At 57.0% G+C, this 14,865-nt stretch carries 9 protein-coding genes and 2 tRNA genes; 4 read left to right on the top strand and 7 right to left on the bottom strand.

Annotated elements, in window-relative coordinates:
• Window positions 1–39 precede the first annotated feature (39 nt).
• Window positions 40–381, bottom strand: a complete 342-nt coding sequence (locus tag ROI90_RS08275; protein ID WP_315997866.1) for a cupin domain-containing protein — start codon at window positions 379–381, stop codon at window positions 40–42.
• 173 nt (window positions 382–554) lie between these two features.
• On the opposite strand from ROI90_RS08275, the gene ROI90_RS08270 reads away from it, so the two are divergent.
• On the top strand, window positions 555–1,391 hold the full coding sequence (locus ROI90_RS08270; protein ID WP_315997865.1) for a serine O-acetyltransferase: 837 nt from the start codon (window positions 555–557) through the stop codon (window positions 1,389–1,391).
• 125 nt (window positions 1,392–1,516) lie between these two features.
• On the top strand, window positions 1,517–2,437 hold the full coding sequence (cysK, locus tag ROI90_RS08265; protein WP_315997864.1) for a cysteine synthase A: 921 nt from the start codon (window positions 1,517–1,519) through the stop codon (window positions 2,435–2,437).
• A gap of 146 nt (window positions 2,438–2,583) precedes the next feature.
• On the opposite strand, the gene ROI90_RS08260 is transcribed toward cysK, so the two are convergent.
• The 5 genes from ROI90_RS08260 to ROI90_RS08240 all read right to left on the bottom strand — a co-directional run bounded on the left by ROI90_RS08260 (window position 2,584) and on the right by ROI90_RS08240 (window position 10,579).
• Window positions 2,584–2,657 (bottom strand) — tRNA-Ala (locus tag ROI90_RS08260).
• Between the two features lie 36 nt (window positions 2,658–2,693).
• Window positions 2,694–2,767: transfer RNA gene (locus tag ROI90_RS08255), tRNA-Ala, on the bottom strand.
• A 139-nt stretch (window positions 2,768–2,906) separates the two neighbouring features.
• Window positions 2,907–6,368, bottom strand: a complete 3,462-nt coding sequence (locus ROI90_RS08250) for a TonB-dependent receptor (RefSeq protein WP_315997863.1) — start codon at window positions 6,366–6,368, stop codon at window positions 2,907–2,909.
• Window positions 6,369–6,577: 209 nt separating this feature from the next.
• On the bottom strand, window positions 6,578–9,763 hold the full coding sequence (locus tag ROI90_RS08245; RefSeq protein ID WP_315997862.1) for a TonB-dependent receptor: 3,186 nt from the start codon (window positions 9,761–9,763) through the stop codon (window positions 6,578–6,580).
• A 138-nt stretch (window positions 9,764–9,901) separates the two neighbouring features.
• A complete protein-coding gene (locus ROI90_RS08240) occupies window positions 9,902–10,579 on the bottom strand; it encodes a C40 family peptidase (RefSeq protein ID WP_315997861.1) in 678 nt (225 codons plus the stop codon).
• Between the two features lie 46 nt (window positions 10,580–10,625).
• Here ROI90_RS08240 and ROI90_RS08235 point away from each other — a divergent pair, with 46 nt between their 5' ends.
• Window positions 10,626–12,035, top strand: coding sequence for an FAD-binding oxidoreductase (locus tag ROI90_RS08235; RefSeq protein WP_315997860.1), 1,410 nt, complete (start codon window positions 10,626–10,628; stop codon window positions 12,033–12,035).
• A 262-nt stretch (window positions 12,036–12,297) separates the two neighbouring features.
• Here ROI90_RS08235 and ROI90_RS08230 read toward each other — a convergent pair whose 3' ends face one another.
• Window positions 12,298–12,828 (bottom strand): acyl-CoA-binding protein, encoded by a 531-nt coding sequence (locus tag ROI90_RS08230; protein ID WP_315997859.1) that lies wholly within the window; start codon window positions 12,826–12,828, stop codon window positions 12,298–12,300.
• A 127-nt stretch (window positions 12,829–12,955) separates the two neighbouring features.
• Here ROI90_RS08230 and asnB point away from each other — a divergent pair, with 127 nt between their 5' ends.
• Entirely contained in the window at window positions 12,956–14,863 is a 1,908-nt protein-coding gene (gene asnB, locus ROI90_RS08225) for an asparagine synthase (glutamine-hydrolyzing) (protein WP_315997858.1), read from the top strand.
• Window positions 14,864–14,865: the final 2 nt, after the last annotated feature.

Genomic DNA, 14,865 nt, shown 5'->3' with positions numbered 1-14,865 from the left:
CGTTGGTCGGAATGACAGTTTTATTTCAGCAGCAGTTATCTATTCCTCGTCGCGGCCGTGGGCCTGGGCGGGTGGCGTGGTAGCTTCTACCGCCGAAAAGGCCTCCAGAACTTTGTAAGTGTGAGAAGCGCCTTTAGGAACCACCCAGGAGTTGCCGGTTTCCAGCAGCACCATCTGGCCTTCAATGTGCAGCTCGGCGCGGCCCTTCAGCACGTAGCCCACCGTTTCGTAGGGGCGCACCGAGGGTTCTTTCGGCTCACCGGGCTGTTCGTTTTCCCAGAGACGCATGGATACGTTTTTGCCGGAAGCCAGGTATTTTTCGCCCTCGGAGCCGGTGGGGGAGGTGCGGGAATCTATTTTGGTGATGGTGGTATCAGCCATGATGCGGATTAAGAAGGAAAATGAAAGAATAAGCAGTTGCGTTGGCTAACGAATGGCAAGCTGGGCAGGTTGCTTACTGAACAGCCCCAAACCTTCCCCGGCTGCCTTGGTTTACAAAAATCCGTGGCGGTGTAGCTTCCACTCGTTGGCTGCCCACCCCCTTTCTCGTGTTCATGCCTGTGTACGATTCCGACTTTCTGTACGCGCTGGCTCAGGCGCACCAGCGCACGGCGGCCCCACTGCCGGCCGCGGCATTTTGTCAGCTGGCCGACCACCTGCTGGAACTGCTGTTTCCGGAGCGGGCTGCTCGGCCCCTGCGCGACACCGATGCCGTGGCCGCCACGCTGCGCCTGCTCCAGGATGATCTGACAAATCTGCTGCGCGCCGTGCCAGTGCCGGAGCCTGCCGCTCAGCTGGTAGCAGGGCTTATTAACTCTCTGCCCACTCTGCGCCACATGCTGCTGCTGGATGCCCAGGCCATTCTGGCTGCCGACCCCGCCGCCCAGGGCCTGGAGGAAGTGGTAAGCACCTACCCGGGGTTCTACGCCATTGCCCTGCACCGCTTCGCCCACGGCCTGCACCAGCGCGGCGTGGGCCGGGTGCCGCGCCTGCTCAGCGAGTATGCCCACCAGCGTACCGGCATTGATATTCACCCCGGGGCCCGTATCGGTCCATCCTTCTGTATCGACCACGGCACCGGGCTAGTTATCGGCGAAACCTGTGTAATTGGGGCCGGGGTAAAGATATTCCAGGGTGTTACGCTGGGGGCCCTGAGCGTAGCCAAGCACCTACAGGGCATCAAGCGCCACCCCACCATTGAGGATAAGGTGGTGATTTACGCCGGAGCTACTATTTTGGGCGGCAATACCACCGTGGGCAGCCACAGCATCATCGGGGGTAATGTGTGGCTTACGGAAAGCGTGCCCTCGCATTCCCGCGTCTACCACCAGGCCCAGATCCACGTCACCCGCTCCCAGGATCCAAGTGAGGACATCCTGTTCTCCATTTAGAACTCAGATGATGAGACCCAAGAAGTGAGACTGATATCCGAGGGCCCTTGCGCCCAAACGTCAGCTGACTTCTGAGGTCTGTTAGTATCACCTTTCACTTCACCTAGTATCACTTCCTGAAAAATATGAAAGCTACTTCCATTCTCGACACCATTGGCAACACCCCGCTGTTGCGTCTGAACAAGCTGTTTGCCCACCGCCCCGACGTAGAAGTATGGGTGAAGCTGGAGCGCGCTAACCCCGGCGGCAGCATCAAAGACCGCATTGCCCTGAGCATGGTGGAGCAAGCCGAAAAAGACGGTATCCTCGGGCCCGATAGCATGATTGTGGAGCCTACCTCCGGCAACACTGGTGTGGGCCTGGCTATGGTGGCCGCCGTGAAAGGCTACAAGCTCACCCTGGTAATGCCCGAAAGCATGAGCATTGAGCGCCGCCGCCTCATGGCCGCCTACGGAGCCAATCTGGAACTCACGCCCCGCGAGAAAGGCATGAAAGGGGCCATTGAAAAAGCCCACGAACTGGTGCGCGACACGCCCGGCGCCTGGATGCCCATGCAGTTCAGCAATCCGGCCAACCTTCGGGTACACGCCGAAACCACGGCCCAGGAAATCCTGCGCGATGCTCCCGAGGGCTTCGACTTTCATATTACCGGTGTGGGCACGGGCGGCCACATCACGGCCGTGACGGAAGTGCTGAAGCCCCACTTCCCGGCCATGAAAACCTTTGCTGTCGAGCCCGAACTCTCGCCCGTCATCAGTGGGGGCGCACCCGGCCCGCACCCCATCCAGGGCATTGGCGCCGGTTTTATCCCCGAAAATCTGCACCGCGAAATCCTCGACGGTGTCATCCAGGTCAGCCAGCAGGAGGCCTTTGAGATGACCCGCCGCGCCGCCCGCGAGGAAGGCCTATTTGTGGGCGTATCCTCTGGGGCTTCCCTGGCCGCGGTGGCCAAGAAGCTGAACGAAGTACCCCAGGGTGGACGCGTACTCACGTTTTGCTACGATACCGGTGAGCGGTACCTGTCGGTGGAAGGGTTATTTGTGTAGGCACCGATTTGCCCGTAAGTCAGTAACAAAGCGGCCCCGCCTGGTTTCAGGTGGGGCCGCTTTCATTTTCTTCAGTTTTTTGTTCCGATACCAACCGCGAAAAACAAAAAAGCCCAACCGCTAGGTTGAGCTTTTAGGAACGGGAGTGGAGAATATCGGAGTCGAACCGATGACCTCTTGCATGCCATGCAAGCGCTCTAGCCAGCTGAGCTAATCCCCCGTTGGGTAAAAATTACTCGTCAATTACGAGTAGAAGTGGAGAATATCGGAGTCGAACCGATGACCTCTTGCATGCCATGCAAGCGCTCTAGCCAGCTGAGCTAATCCCCCAGGTAGTGTTCAAACCAAATGACTGGCTGTATTTGGTCTGGCAAAAGTACGGCGAGTTTTTGATTCTGCAAGTAAACCGATAAAAAAAGTGGGCTGACGATATCGTCAGCCCACTTTTAAGTAGCTAAGTGGTTGAGGCTTAGTTGAAGATGTAGCGGATGCCCACCTGCGCCTGCCAGCGCGAGCTGATAGAGCCCACGTTGTCGCGGAAGGTGCTGCTAAGTGGCACACCGGGCGTTACCGTCGTCGTGCCGCTTACCGTCGTGGCGGATGGGTTGGTGAGGTAGGGGAAGGTGAAGGCCGGCTGACCCTGGGCCGTGTAGCCCTGGAAGGTGAGCAGGTTGGTGCGATTAGGCGTACGCAAGGTGCCCCAGTCGCTGCTGATGAGGTTGCCGATGTTGAACAGGTCTACGCTCAGCTGCAGGGTGTTGCGGTTCTTGCCCAGGTCCACGAACAGGTCCTGTAGCAGTTTCACGTCTACCTGGTGCAGCCAGGGCAGTTCACCGCCGTTACGCTCGGCGTACTTGCCACGGCGCTTGCTCAGGTAGTCATCCTGACCGATGTATTTGTCCAGATCAGCCCACTGCTGGCTGGCGCTGTATACGCCCCCACCCTGGGCGGCCGTCAGCGTCACGTCACGCAGCACAATCTCACCCTGGTTGCGCGGGATGTACACCAGGTCGTTCGACTGGCTGTCCCCGTTCATATCACCGGAGTACAGGTAGCTGAAGCGGCCCAGCGGGGAGCCGGTGTAGAAGACCGACAAGGTGGTGCCCAGGTGGCCCAGGTACTCCTTGCGGTAGGAGGCCACGGCAATTACCCGGTGGCGCTGCAGGAACTGGGAGTAGCTCAGCACGTCGGCATTCGGGTCGCCGGATACCGAACGGTCACGCCAGATCGACTGGGCAATGGAGCCCCCGTCGTTTACCGAGCGGGAGTCGGAGTAGGTGTATGCCAGGCTGGTGAACAGGCCGCTGCCGAAGTTTTTCTGCACCTGGGCGGTCAGGGCATAGGAGTAGCCCTTGTTGGTGTTCTTCATCACAATGGCATCCGTGATGTTGGGGTTGGCGGCCGAAGCGCCACCCTGGCCACCGTAGATGCGGTTGTTAGCTACCAGGCCCGTGCCGGTGTACAAGCCCGCTGCATTGATGGTGCTGCGCGACAGGTCGTAGAAAATTGGCCGGTTGTCAGCCCCCACCGAGCTGAGGCTTGAGTTGGGCAGGTTCACGTTCTGGTGGTACACCGCGTTCAGGTCCTTGGTGTAGAAGCCTTCCAGCGTGGCCACGAAGCCCGCGCCCAGGTCCTGGTCAAGAGCCAGGTTGGAGCGCCATACCTGCGGGAATTTGAAGTCCTGCTCGGTTACGGCCAGGTTGTAGGTAGTGTTAGCCGCGCGGGAGGCCGGAATGTACTTGGCTACGTCCGCCGAGAAGGGGTAGTTGGCGGCATTGGCGGCGCTGGTAGCGGCAATTGAGCCGAATAGCACCCCGTTGTTGCTGGCTTGGTTGGAAATCCACACGAAGGGTACCCGGCCAGTGAAGATACCGGTACCACCGCGCACCTGGGTTTTCTTGTCGTTTTTCACATCCCAGTTGAAACCAATCCGGGGCGAAAACAGCACCTGTTTCTTGGGTAGCTCACCCGTATTGATTTTCTCCCCGTTGCGGAACGACAGCGCTGCCGCATTGGTGTTCTGGGCCACATCGGAGCTGATTACCGGCAGGTCGGCGCGGATGCCGGCGGTAATGCGCAGGTTGGTAATCGGCGTGTACTCATCCTGCAGATACAGGCCGTACTGCTGGGCCTTGATGTCGGCGTAGGGGAACTCGCCCTGGGGGTTGGCCGCGTACTGCAACTGGAACTGCGAGGGCGTGGCGCGGGCCGCATTGGGGTTGGTAAACGGCGTATACTGGCCGGTAGCTCGGTCGTAGGTGAAGCCGTTGGCGCTGTAGAAATCCTCCAACGAATTGAAGCGGTAGTAGCTGTTATAGTTCGGTGCGAAGCCGTTCTTGAACTTGTAGAACTCGTTGTAGGTGCCCACCGTCACGTTATGCTTGCCGAGGTAAGCCGTGAAGTTGTCGCCGAACTGGTAAGTATCCGAGTTCAGCAGGTTGCCCGCCGTAAACGGCTCGTAGCCGAACGACGTGTAGGTGGCGTTGGGGCTGGTGGCGCCGGTAGTACCCGTGCGGCCCACACCATTTCCAATTTCCACGAAGGGGAAGATGGTGGAAAACGGTGTGCGGAAGTCCCGGTTGGCGGTGTAGCCGGCCGTCAGGTTGTTGGAGAAGCGGCTACCGAACGAGCTGTTCAACTCCGCAATGTAGGAGTTGAGGTTGTTGTTGATGGTGTAGTAGGCCGATTGGTAAGGCAGCCCGAAAGCCGTGCCCGAGCGCACGTTGGCAATGGAGCCACTGCCGGACGGGGGCACATCGGCGTACGATTTCAGGAAGTTGTACTTAACGTTGAAGCGGTGATTCTGGGAGATGTTCCAGTCAATCTTGGCCGTAATCTTGTCACTGTTCTGGCGCTGGCTGTAGCCCTGGTAAGCGCCGGTTTCGTAGCCGAACTGCGACTGAAGGAACGTGCTCAGGCTATTCAGCTGCGTTTCGCTGGCCTGTGAGTAGCTGGTGCCGTTGGCGGGGTTGCTGCTGCTGCTGGCCTGGAAGTTGCCGGATGGTGGGTCAGTGCGCCGCTCCCGCTCCCCGCTCACAAAAAAGAATACTTTGTCTTTGATGATGGGTCCGCCCAGGCGCACCCCGTAGTTCTGCAGCCGGAAATTGGTGACGGGCACCTCCACGTCGCCTACTTTGCGGCCCAGGAACAGCTCCCGCTGGTTGCGGTTGTAGAAGTAAGCCGAGCCCGTCACCTTGTTGGAGCCCGAGCGGGTGACGGCGTTGATGCCGGCTCCGGTAAAGGAGCCCTGGCGCACATCGTACGGAGCCAGGCTCACCTGGATCTGCTCAATGGCATCAATGGAAATGGGCTGGGCACCTGCCTGGCCACCAATGGTGGATGACAAACCGAACGAATTGTTGAAAACGGCCCCGTCGATGGTCACGTTGTTGAAGCCGCCGTTCCGGCCGCCAAAGCTCTGGCCGTTGGCCTGGGGCGTGAGGCGGGTAAAGTCGTTGAAGGAGCGGTTCAGGGTAGGCAGGCGCTCAATTTGCTCGCGCTGCACCGTGGTAGCGGCCCCCGTGCGGCCAGCATTGATAACCGGGTTCTGACGGCCCGTTACTACTACCTCACCCAACGTCTGCTCCGATTCGCTCAGGTTGATATCGAGACGCTGATTCTGGCCCAGGCTCAGGAAAATGTTTTCCCGCACCGCCTCCTTAAAACCCACAAACGTAACCCGGATGGTGTAGGGCCCACCCACCCGCATGTTCTGAATATTGAAGCGACCCTCCGAGTTGGTAGGGGCCACGTACTGCGTGTTAGTGGGGGTATGGACGGCAATAACCGTTGCACCGGGCAAGCCTTCACCAGCCTTATCGGTAATCACACCGTTCATGGCTGAAGTGGTAGTACCCTGCGCCCAGCCGAGCTGTGCCGCTAGAACAGCTATGGGCACCAGCGCCACTGAGGCGTACAAATTGCGTTTCATAAAAGAGGAGTTGGTGAAAAACCGGTGCAAAAGTACTCTACAGTTGACCTCTGGTAAGTTATTAAAATGTTATTAAAAATGCCCTTTGTCAGCTCAACCGTGGTTGGGCCGACAAAGGGCATTTTTAGTGTATAGCCGTAAAAAAGCGGATGGAGAATATCTCCGTCCGCTTTTAGAAAAGATTAGGAACCGTAGAGGTTACAACTTGCTTAGTTGAAGCTGTAACGTACGCCTAACTGACCCTGCCAGCGTGAGCCAAACGCTGAGATATCGTAACCGCGGTTGCCGTTAGCAGCGAATGTAGAGGGGAAGGAGAAAGTTGGGCGAACATTGTTAGCCCCGGTAACCTCCGGACGCAGCAGTTCAACAGCGTTGTTATTAACAAAGTACTGACGGCCCCAGTCTTTGTTGATCAGGTTACCCACGTTCTGAATATCGAAGGTAACTTGAATGGTGTTTTTCTTACCGCCAGCTTGGAAGTTGAAGTCCTGAGCTATGCGCACATCAAACTGATGCGTCCAAGGAGTACGGGCGGCAAAACGTTCGGCGTACTGTCCGCGGCGGCTGCGCAGATATGGGTCGTTCTCGATGAAGGCATCCAGTTGATCCTGGATTTGCGCTACTGTACGATTGTCAACAACACCATTGGAGGTTGGCGTAGGAATCAGCACAATTTCGTTGGCGTCCCGCACATTGCGCGGAATGTAAATCAGGTCGTTGGTAAACGCACCGTCGTTGTTCAGGTCACGTCCACCAGCCCCATATACATAAGCAATGGGCGAGCCAGCCAAGCCTTCGTAAATGATGGACAAGTTAGTGGCCAAACGGTCGCCGGCATACCGGAAGGTATACCCACCCGTGCCCAGAACGCGGTGACGACGGTCGTTAGCCGAGAAGCCCAGTTCCGGGTTGTTGGGGTCGAATTGTACCTGGTTGAACTGCCAGTTGGACAGGGCCGTGCTGCTAGCGCCGCTGTTCACCTCTTTCGACATACCGTAGGTGTACGATACGCTGGTATTCAGGCCATTGGTAAACTGCTTCTGCAATTGCGCCGTAGCGTTGTAGCGGTAGCCTTTGTTGGTATTATCCAGCTGCAGAACGTTGGTATAGTTCCGGTTGATCTGCCGGCTCGAAGGATAAATCGGCCGCTGATCAGGACCAGCCAAGCGCCCGGTTGGGGCCACTAGGTTGATGTTCTTGTAGTAAATATCGTTCAGCGTTTTCGAGTAGATACCTTCCAGCGTAGCTACGATGTCGCCAGGCAAGCGGAAGTCAACGGCCAAGTTCGAGCGCCACACTTGGGGCAGCTTGAAATTCTTGTCTATTACGTTGATTTCGGCGGTAGGCACGGCTGCAAACGAGGAACGAATCTGACTTGGGTCGGTGATGATAGCCGGGTAGGTCGTCGTTTGGTTGGGCGCAGTACCAGTAGTTACCGGACGTACATCCACAGCACCCTGAATCAGACCACTGTTGGTGAAGCCGTTCGAAATCCACACGAAGGGTACCCGGCCGGTGAAGATACCGGTACCACCCCGCACCTGCACTTTCTGGTCGTTGTTCACGTCCCAGTTAAAGCCCAAACGTGGAGCCCACAGCAGTTGGCCGTTCGGCGTATTCTGGGTGTTGATGTTGCTACCGAACTGGTCGGTTACCCCTTGGTTGAAGCCGGGCTTGTCGAAGAAGAACGGTACATCAAGGCGCACGCCCAAGGTCAGGCGCAGGTTTTCCTGGGGTGAGTATTCGTCCTGAACATACACGCCAGCCTGCATGGCGCTGAAGCTAGCTTGGCCGTTGTTGTTGGTAGCATAAGCTGCCTGAAGACGGTTAGGACGCTCAGCCAGGAAATCAGCCAGGTTGTTGAACTGGTAGTAACCTACTCCGTTGTTAATGAACAGGTTCCGGAATTTGAAAAACTCGTTGTGCGTACCCAGGGTCAGGGTGTGCTTACCAATTGCTCGAGTTACGTTGTCCGTGAATTCGAAGATATCCTGATCCAGTTCGTTAAAGCCAGAGCTCCGTTCCGTGCCGAACGTGTAGCGGTTGCCAGCTTCGTTGATTTCAAAGGTCGGAAACAGGTTGCCCGGAGTCGTGCGTTTGTCACGGATACGGGTGTAGCTCAGCAGCAACTTGTTCGAGAAATTACCCAAACGGCTGTTGAGTTCTACAACGCTGCTGTTGGTGGTATTGTTATTCTGGAAGATGTTGTTGCCAAAACGCATCTGCGTCGAAGAACGCGAGATGTTGTCATCAAACGCATCCACGAAATTGTGGCGTACCGTCAACTGATGATTCTGGGACAAGTTGAAGTCGAGACGACCGAAGATACGGTTGCTCTGCGTGCGGCGGTTCAACTCCGTTACGCCCACCTGATACCCGTAACGCTCGGCTGCGCGAGCGGCAATCTGGTTGATAACATTGACGTCCAGACGCGAAGCAGACGTACCGGGTACGAAAGCCAGCGGCTCGCTGCGCCGGGCAATTTCACCGTTCAGGAAGAAAAATACCTTGTCTTTCACAAGGGCTCCACCTACGCGGGCACCCGTCTGGTAGTTATAGAACTCGCCAGCCTTGGTGCGGGGCTCCGTTACGCTTTTGCCTACAATGTTCTCGTTACGGCCAAAACCGTAAATGGAGGCGGACAAGTCGTTGGTGCCTGAGCGGGTTACGGCGTTGATACCGCCGCCGGTGAAGTTGCCAAGCGTTACATCGTAAGGGGCAACTACAATCTGGAGTTCCTGCACAGCATCCAGCGAAATGGGCTGGGCGCCGGCGTTACCCCCGGGGGTACCGCTACCAGACAAGCCGAACACGTCGTTGTTTACCGCACCGTCAATGGTGATGTTGTTGTAGCGGTTGTTAGCACCCCCAATGGAGCTGCTGCCGCCACCGTTAGCCTGGGGCGAAACCCGCACAAAGTCTTGCAGGCTACGGTTCAGCGTGGGTAGGCGCTGGATTTGCTCACGCGAAACGGAGGTTGCAGCCCCGGTACGGCCGGAGTTGATAACCGGGTCGCGGCGGCCACTTACCACTACTTCGCCCAGCGTCTGCTCTGTCTCGCTCAGGTTGATGTCGAGGCGCTGGTTCTGGCCCAGAGTCAGGAAAATATTTTCCCGTACAGATTCTTTGTAGCCTACAAAGGATACCCGTACAGTATAAGGACCACCTACCCGCATGTTCTGCAGGTTAAAGCGGCCTTCGGAGTTGGTTGGTGCTACGTACTGGGTGTTGGTAGGCGTGTGTATAGCAATTACCGTAGCGCCGGGAAGCCCCTCACCGCTTTTGTCGGTAATAATGCCGTTCATGGCGGAGGTTGTTACCTGCGCCCAGCCCAACTGGGCCACCAGCACCGACATCGGCACCAGCGCCACGGAGGCGTAAAGATTACGTTTCATACAAAAGGGGGATTGGTGAAAAAACGGGTGCTTCTGGAGGGTGGAAAAGCGCCGCAAAAATACTAGGTTACTTGCATATCTGCCTTACCCAGCGTTACAAATGCCGTGCTTTCGTGCCGCAAAGGTAAGAGGGAAAATTCACAATCTAGGCCGTACCGCCTTAATGAATCTGCTCAGATAGTAATCTGTTTCCAAGGCATTCTCCACAACACCTAAGGAGCTGGAAGAGTGAATGAACTGTACGCTCTCGGGCGAGGCTTCCGTCACCATGCCCACATGAGTTATGGTTGAGCTGCCAGGTGAAGCTCCGAAAAATACCAAATCACCAGGCCGTAAATCCTGCGGGCGTACGGGCTCTCCCCACGCTGCCTGCTCGTTACTGGAACGCGGAATACTCACGCTGATGGCAGCAAATGACTCGTGTAGCAACCCTGAGCAGTCCATGCCCTGGCGGGTAGTGCCGCCGTACCGGTAGGGGGTGCCCTGGTAGGAGCGGGCCGTCTCTATTACGGCCGCCATCTGCGCTGGCACGTTGGCTGGCAGCGGCCGCCGCACTACCGTTTTAGTCCGGCCGGCCGTGGTGGGCGTTTTCGTCTTAGTTTTTACCGTCGTGCCGGGGCGCACCGCCGGGCGCCGGCGGGCCGTAGCCTTCATGCGGGCCATATCCCGGGCCGAGTAGTAGCGGCCGTTGCGGTAGTTTACCTTACTGGTAGAGCCGCAGGCTGCCAGCCAGCTCAGCATGCCCAGCAATAAGGCTGTCAGCAGGGGCCGGGGCCACTGAACTGAATGCTGTACCTTCGTAGCGTGTTCGCGCATCGGGGCAAAGATACGCGAAGCTGGTATTTCACTCCTCATCTTTCTTATGGACTTTCAGCTCCTGACGCCGGCATTAGTAACCCAACTAGAAGCCATTGTGGGCCCGGCATATATCCTTACGGCCGAGCGGGCCGAAGCCGATGTGTACGCCAACTACGGCCGCGACCATACCGAGGACCTACACTTTGCCCCGGACGTGGTACTGCGCCCCGGTAACGCCGAGGAGGTTAGCCAAATTGTGCGCCTGTGCCATGAGCACCACATTCCGGTAACGCCCCGGGGCGCGGGCACGGGCCTGTCGGGCGGGGCGTTGCCCATTCATCAGGGGGTACTGCTAAGCACAGAGCGCCTGAACCGCATCCTGGAAATTGACGAGCGAAACCTGCAGGCAACCGTGGAGCCCGGCGTAGTGAACGAGGTATTTCAGAATGCCGTGAAAGAGGTGGGCCTATTTTATCCGCCCGACCCCGCTAGCAAAGGCAGCTGCTCTCTGGGCGGCAACCTGGCCCACAGTAGTGGCGGCCCCAAGGCCGTAAAGTATGGCACTACCAAAGATTACGTGCTCAACCTGCAGGTGGTGCTGCCCACCGGCGAGCTAATTTGGACGGCCGCCAACACGCTCAAGAACTCCACCGGCTATAACCTCACCCAGCTTATGATTGGCTCAGAGGGCACGTTGGGTATCATCACCAAAGTGGTGTTCCGGCTGTTGCCCTATCCCAAGCACAATATCCTGATGCTGGTGCCCTTCCGGCAGGAGGCCCAGGCGGCGGAGGCCGTATCGGCGGTTTTTCGGGCGGGCATCATCCCTTCAGGCATGGAGTTCATGGAGCGCGAAGCCATTGTGTGGTCGTCGGAGTACCTGAAAATTCCGCTCACGCTGCCCGAGGATATCCGGGCCCACCTGCTCATTGAGTTGGATGGCCAAGACCTCGACCAGCTGTACAAAGAAGCTGAGGCCGTGTACGGGGTGCTGGAGGGCTATGACATCGACGAAATTCTGCTGGCTGACACGGCCGGGCAGAAAGACGACCTCTGGCGCATCCGTCGCAACATTGGTAATTCCGTCCGCTACAACTCGGTGTATAAGGAGGAGGATACGGTGGTGCCTCGCGCTGAGCTGCCCACGCTGCTGGCCGGCGTAAAGGAAATCGGTCGGCGCTACGGCTTCACTTCTGTGTGCTACGGCCATGCCGGCGACGGCAACCTGCACGTTAACATCATCCGGGGCAACCTTGATGATGAAATGTGGAACGTGGGTTTGCGCCAGCCCATCACCGAAATTTTTGAGCTGTGCGTGAAGCTGGGTGGCACCATCAGCGGGGAGCACGGCATCGGGCTAGTGCAGAAGGGCTACATCGGCATTGCCCTCAAAGAAGCCAACCTGAACCTGATGCGCGGTATCAAGCACGTCTTCGACCCTCATGGCATCTTGAACCCCGGCAAAATCTTTTAATCACAGATGTTGCTGGTCGTGCGGATAGCACAGATTTCTGTCGAAGCTGTTTAGAAAATGCTGGAACGTCCGGCAGAGCCGGAGGCGAAGCATCTCGCGTGCTGACGTTTTGTTGTTTTTTACGATTTGCTAAACAGCTTCGTCATTAACCTAGGGTAAACACAAGAAGCCGCTCCAGTTGGGGCGGCTTCTTGTGTTTATTCCGAAGGGACGCTAACAGAACGAAGCTGCGCTATCTGCTTAATCAGCGAATATTTGTGATTTAGCTCTGGTCGCCCTTCAGCTTATCTTCACCACCGTAGGGTGCGCCAGCGGTAATATCGCCACGTAGGCCACCCTGCGATACACCGGGGCCGCTAGTTGGCTGCTGCGAAAGAGTCGTATTATCATCTATCTGCACTTCCGGACCGGAAGCTGCGTCTGCACCACCTACCTGTGAAGCGGTGGCGGGGTGGCCGTTGCCAGTAAGTACGTTGGCCTTTTCGCCAACTGGCCCGGCTAGCTCATTTACTTTCTCTACGTAGAGGCGGCGGGCTTCGTCTTGGTCGGTACCCTTAAATTTGCTCCAGGCATCCCACTGCGCCTGCGACAGACCTTTGGGGCCGTTCGGGTTATCAGGCGTGTCGTCGCCTACTTCCTCCTGTTTAGTGTCATGGTCGCCTTCGGTGGCTTGCTTATACAGGCCATACAAGTCGGTCATGTGGGCGGCAGCTTGGTCGCCGGGCAAATTGTCCACACGGGATACGGCGGCTTCGAAATCTTGCTGGAGGCTTAGTTTATCTTGCAGGTTCATGGGATGGAGTAGGGGGTAAGTGAGGGGAATGTAGGGGTTGTACTAAGGTGGCACGGCTTTGGTTGCGGGCAGGTTCCGTAGTTTTTTCAGAGTTCAAGTCCTGATAGTTCGTACTTTTGCCCGCCTTATGTGTGGAATCTCCGGAGTATTCGCCTTTACCGATGCGGGCCGCAATGCGCTGGCCTCGCTGCACGCTTCAACTGATGCTATTTCCAGCCGTGGCCCCGACTCGCAGGGACATTTTTTCTTTGAGCGTTGCGGACTGGGCTTTCGGCGGTTAGCTATTCTTGACCTGACGGCCGACGGCAACCAGCCCATGACCGATGAGTCGGGCCGATACACCATTGTTTTCAACGGCGAAATCTTTAACTTTAAAGAGTTACGTCAGAAACTGGTGGCGAGGGGTCACCGCTTCCACTCCCAGACGGATACCGAGGTAGTGCTGCACATGTACATTGCCGAGGGTCGCAATTTTCTGAAAAAGCTCAACGGCTTCTTCGACTTTGCCATTTACGATAAGGAAGAAGATTCCATCTTTTTGGCCCGCGACCGGATGGGGGAGAAGCCCTTACTGGTGTACCGCGACGAGGATAAGCTGCTGTTTTCCTCGGAAATGAAGTCGTTGCTGGCGCTGGGTATTCCGCGCAAGCTCGATTACGTCTCGCTGAGTCATTATTTACAGCTCAACTACATTCCGGGCCCGGCTACCATCTTCAAAGGAGTGAAGAAATTGTTGCCTGGGTATTACATGTATGTGAAGGGCAAGAAGGTAGTGCGCAAGCGCTGGTACAAAGTGCCCTACGACCCCAAAAAGGTTGAGAAAAACAAAACCAGTTACGAGCAGCAACAGAAAAAGCTGGTGGAAATTCTGGACGAGGCCACGGCCCGCCGCCTTGTAGCCGATGTGCCCGTGGGTGCCTTCCTCAGCGGTGGTATTGACTCCTCCGTGGTGGTAGCCCTGGCTTCCCGCCACACCCAGCACCTGAACACGTTCAGTATTGGCTTTGCCGATGAGCCCTTCTTCGACGAAACCAAGTACGCCAAGCTCGTTGCCGACCGGTACAAGACCAATCATACGGTCTTCTCCCTGACAAACCAGGACTTGTATGACCACATCTTCGATGTACTCAACTACATCGACGAGCCCTTCGCCGACTCCTCGGCCTTGGCCGTGTACATATTGAGCAAGCGTACCCGCGAAAAAGCTACCGTGGCCCTAAGCGGCGACGGCGCCGATGAATTGTTTGCCGGTTACAATAAGCACATGGGCGAGTTTCAGGTGCGGCAGGGCGGCTTCAAGGCCGAAGCAGTAACCGGCCTGAATCTGCTCTGGGACGTGCTGCCTAAGTCGCGTAACTCGTTCTTTGGCAATAAAATACGTCAATTTCAGCGCTTCTCCCGGGGTATGCTCAGCGGCCCCAAAGACCGGTACTGGGACTGGGCCTCGTTTGCCTCTGAAAAGGATGCTCGCGGACTGTTAAGTACGGCTTCCCAGCGTAAGGTGGGCAAGAAGCTGGCCGATAAGCGCCGCCGGGAACTGCTGGAAGATCTGCACGCCGACGGCGACCTGAACGAGGTGCTTCTGACCGATACCAAGCTGGTATTGCCTTATGACATGCTCACTAAGGTTGACCTGATGAGCATGGCCAATTCCCTGGAAGTGCGCCCGCCCTTCCTGGACCCCAACGTAGTACGCTTCGCCTTCTCCCTGCCCGTGAGCAGCAAGATTGACGCGAAGATGAAAAAGAAAATCGTGCAGGATGCGTTCCGGCCTATGCTGCCGGAGGAGCTGTACAAACGCCCTAAGCACGGCTTTGAGGTGCCCTTGCTCAAGTGGTTCCGCGGTGAGCTACGCCCACTAATTGAGGACGACTTGCTCTCCGACGGTTTTATTGAATCCCAGGGCGTTTTCGATGTTGATGCCATTCGGGGGCTTAAAAAGCAGCTGTTCAGCAGCAGCCCCGGCGACGTGCACGCCCGTATCTGGGCGCTTATCGTGTTTCAGTGGTGGTGGAAGAAGTGGATGATAAGCTAGTA

The sequence above is a fragment of the Hymenobacter endophyticus genome (genome assembly GCF_032464715.1).
GTDB lineage: Bacteria > Bacteroidota > Bacteroidia > Cytophagales > Hymenobacteraceae > Hymenobacter > Hymenobacter endophyticus.
The sequence above is the reverse complement of the archived record's forward strand: the minus strand, read 5'-3'. Positions and strand labels throughout refer to the sequence as shown.

Bases quoted from the DNA above. Each gene is read 5' to 3' on its own strand.
- asnB (WP_315997858.1), top strand. From the start codon at position 12,956: ATGTGTGGAATCTCCGGAGTATTCGCCTTTACCGATGCGGGCCGCAAT.
- ROI90_RS08240 (WP_315997861.1), bottom strand. From the start codon at position 10,579: ATGCGCGAACACGCTACGAAGGTACAGCATTCAGTTCAGTGGCCCCGG.
- ROI90_RS08275 (WP_315997866.1), bottom strand. From the start codon at position 381: ATGGCTGATACCACCATCACCAAAATAGATTCCCGCACCTCCCCCACC.
- ROI90_RS08250 (WP_315997863.1), bottom strand. From the start codon at position 6,368: ATGAAACGCAATTTGTACGCCTCAGTGGCGCTGGTGCCCATAGCTGTT.
- ROI90_RS08230 (WP_315997859.1), bottom strand. From the start codon at position 12,828: ATGAACCTGCAAGATAAACTAAGCCTCCAGCAAGATTTCGAAGCCGCC.
- cysK (WP_315997864.1), top strand. From the start codon at position 1,517: ATGAAAGCTACTTCCATTCTCGACACCATTGGCAACACCCCGCTGTTG.
- ROI90_RS08270 (WP_315997865.1), top strand. From the start codon at position 555: ATGCCTGTGTACGATTCCGACTTTCTGTACGCGCTGGCTCAGGCGCAC.
- ROI90_RS08235 (WP_315997860.1), top strand. From the start codon at position 10,626: ATGGACTTTCAGCTCCTGACGCCGGCATTAGTAACCCAACTAGAAGCC.
- ROI90_RS08245 (WP_315997862.1), bottom strand. From the start codon at position 9,763: ATGAAACGTAATCTTTACGCCTCCGTGGCGCTGGTGCCGATGTCGGTG.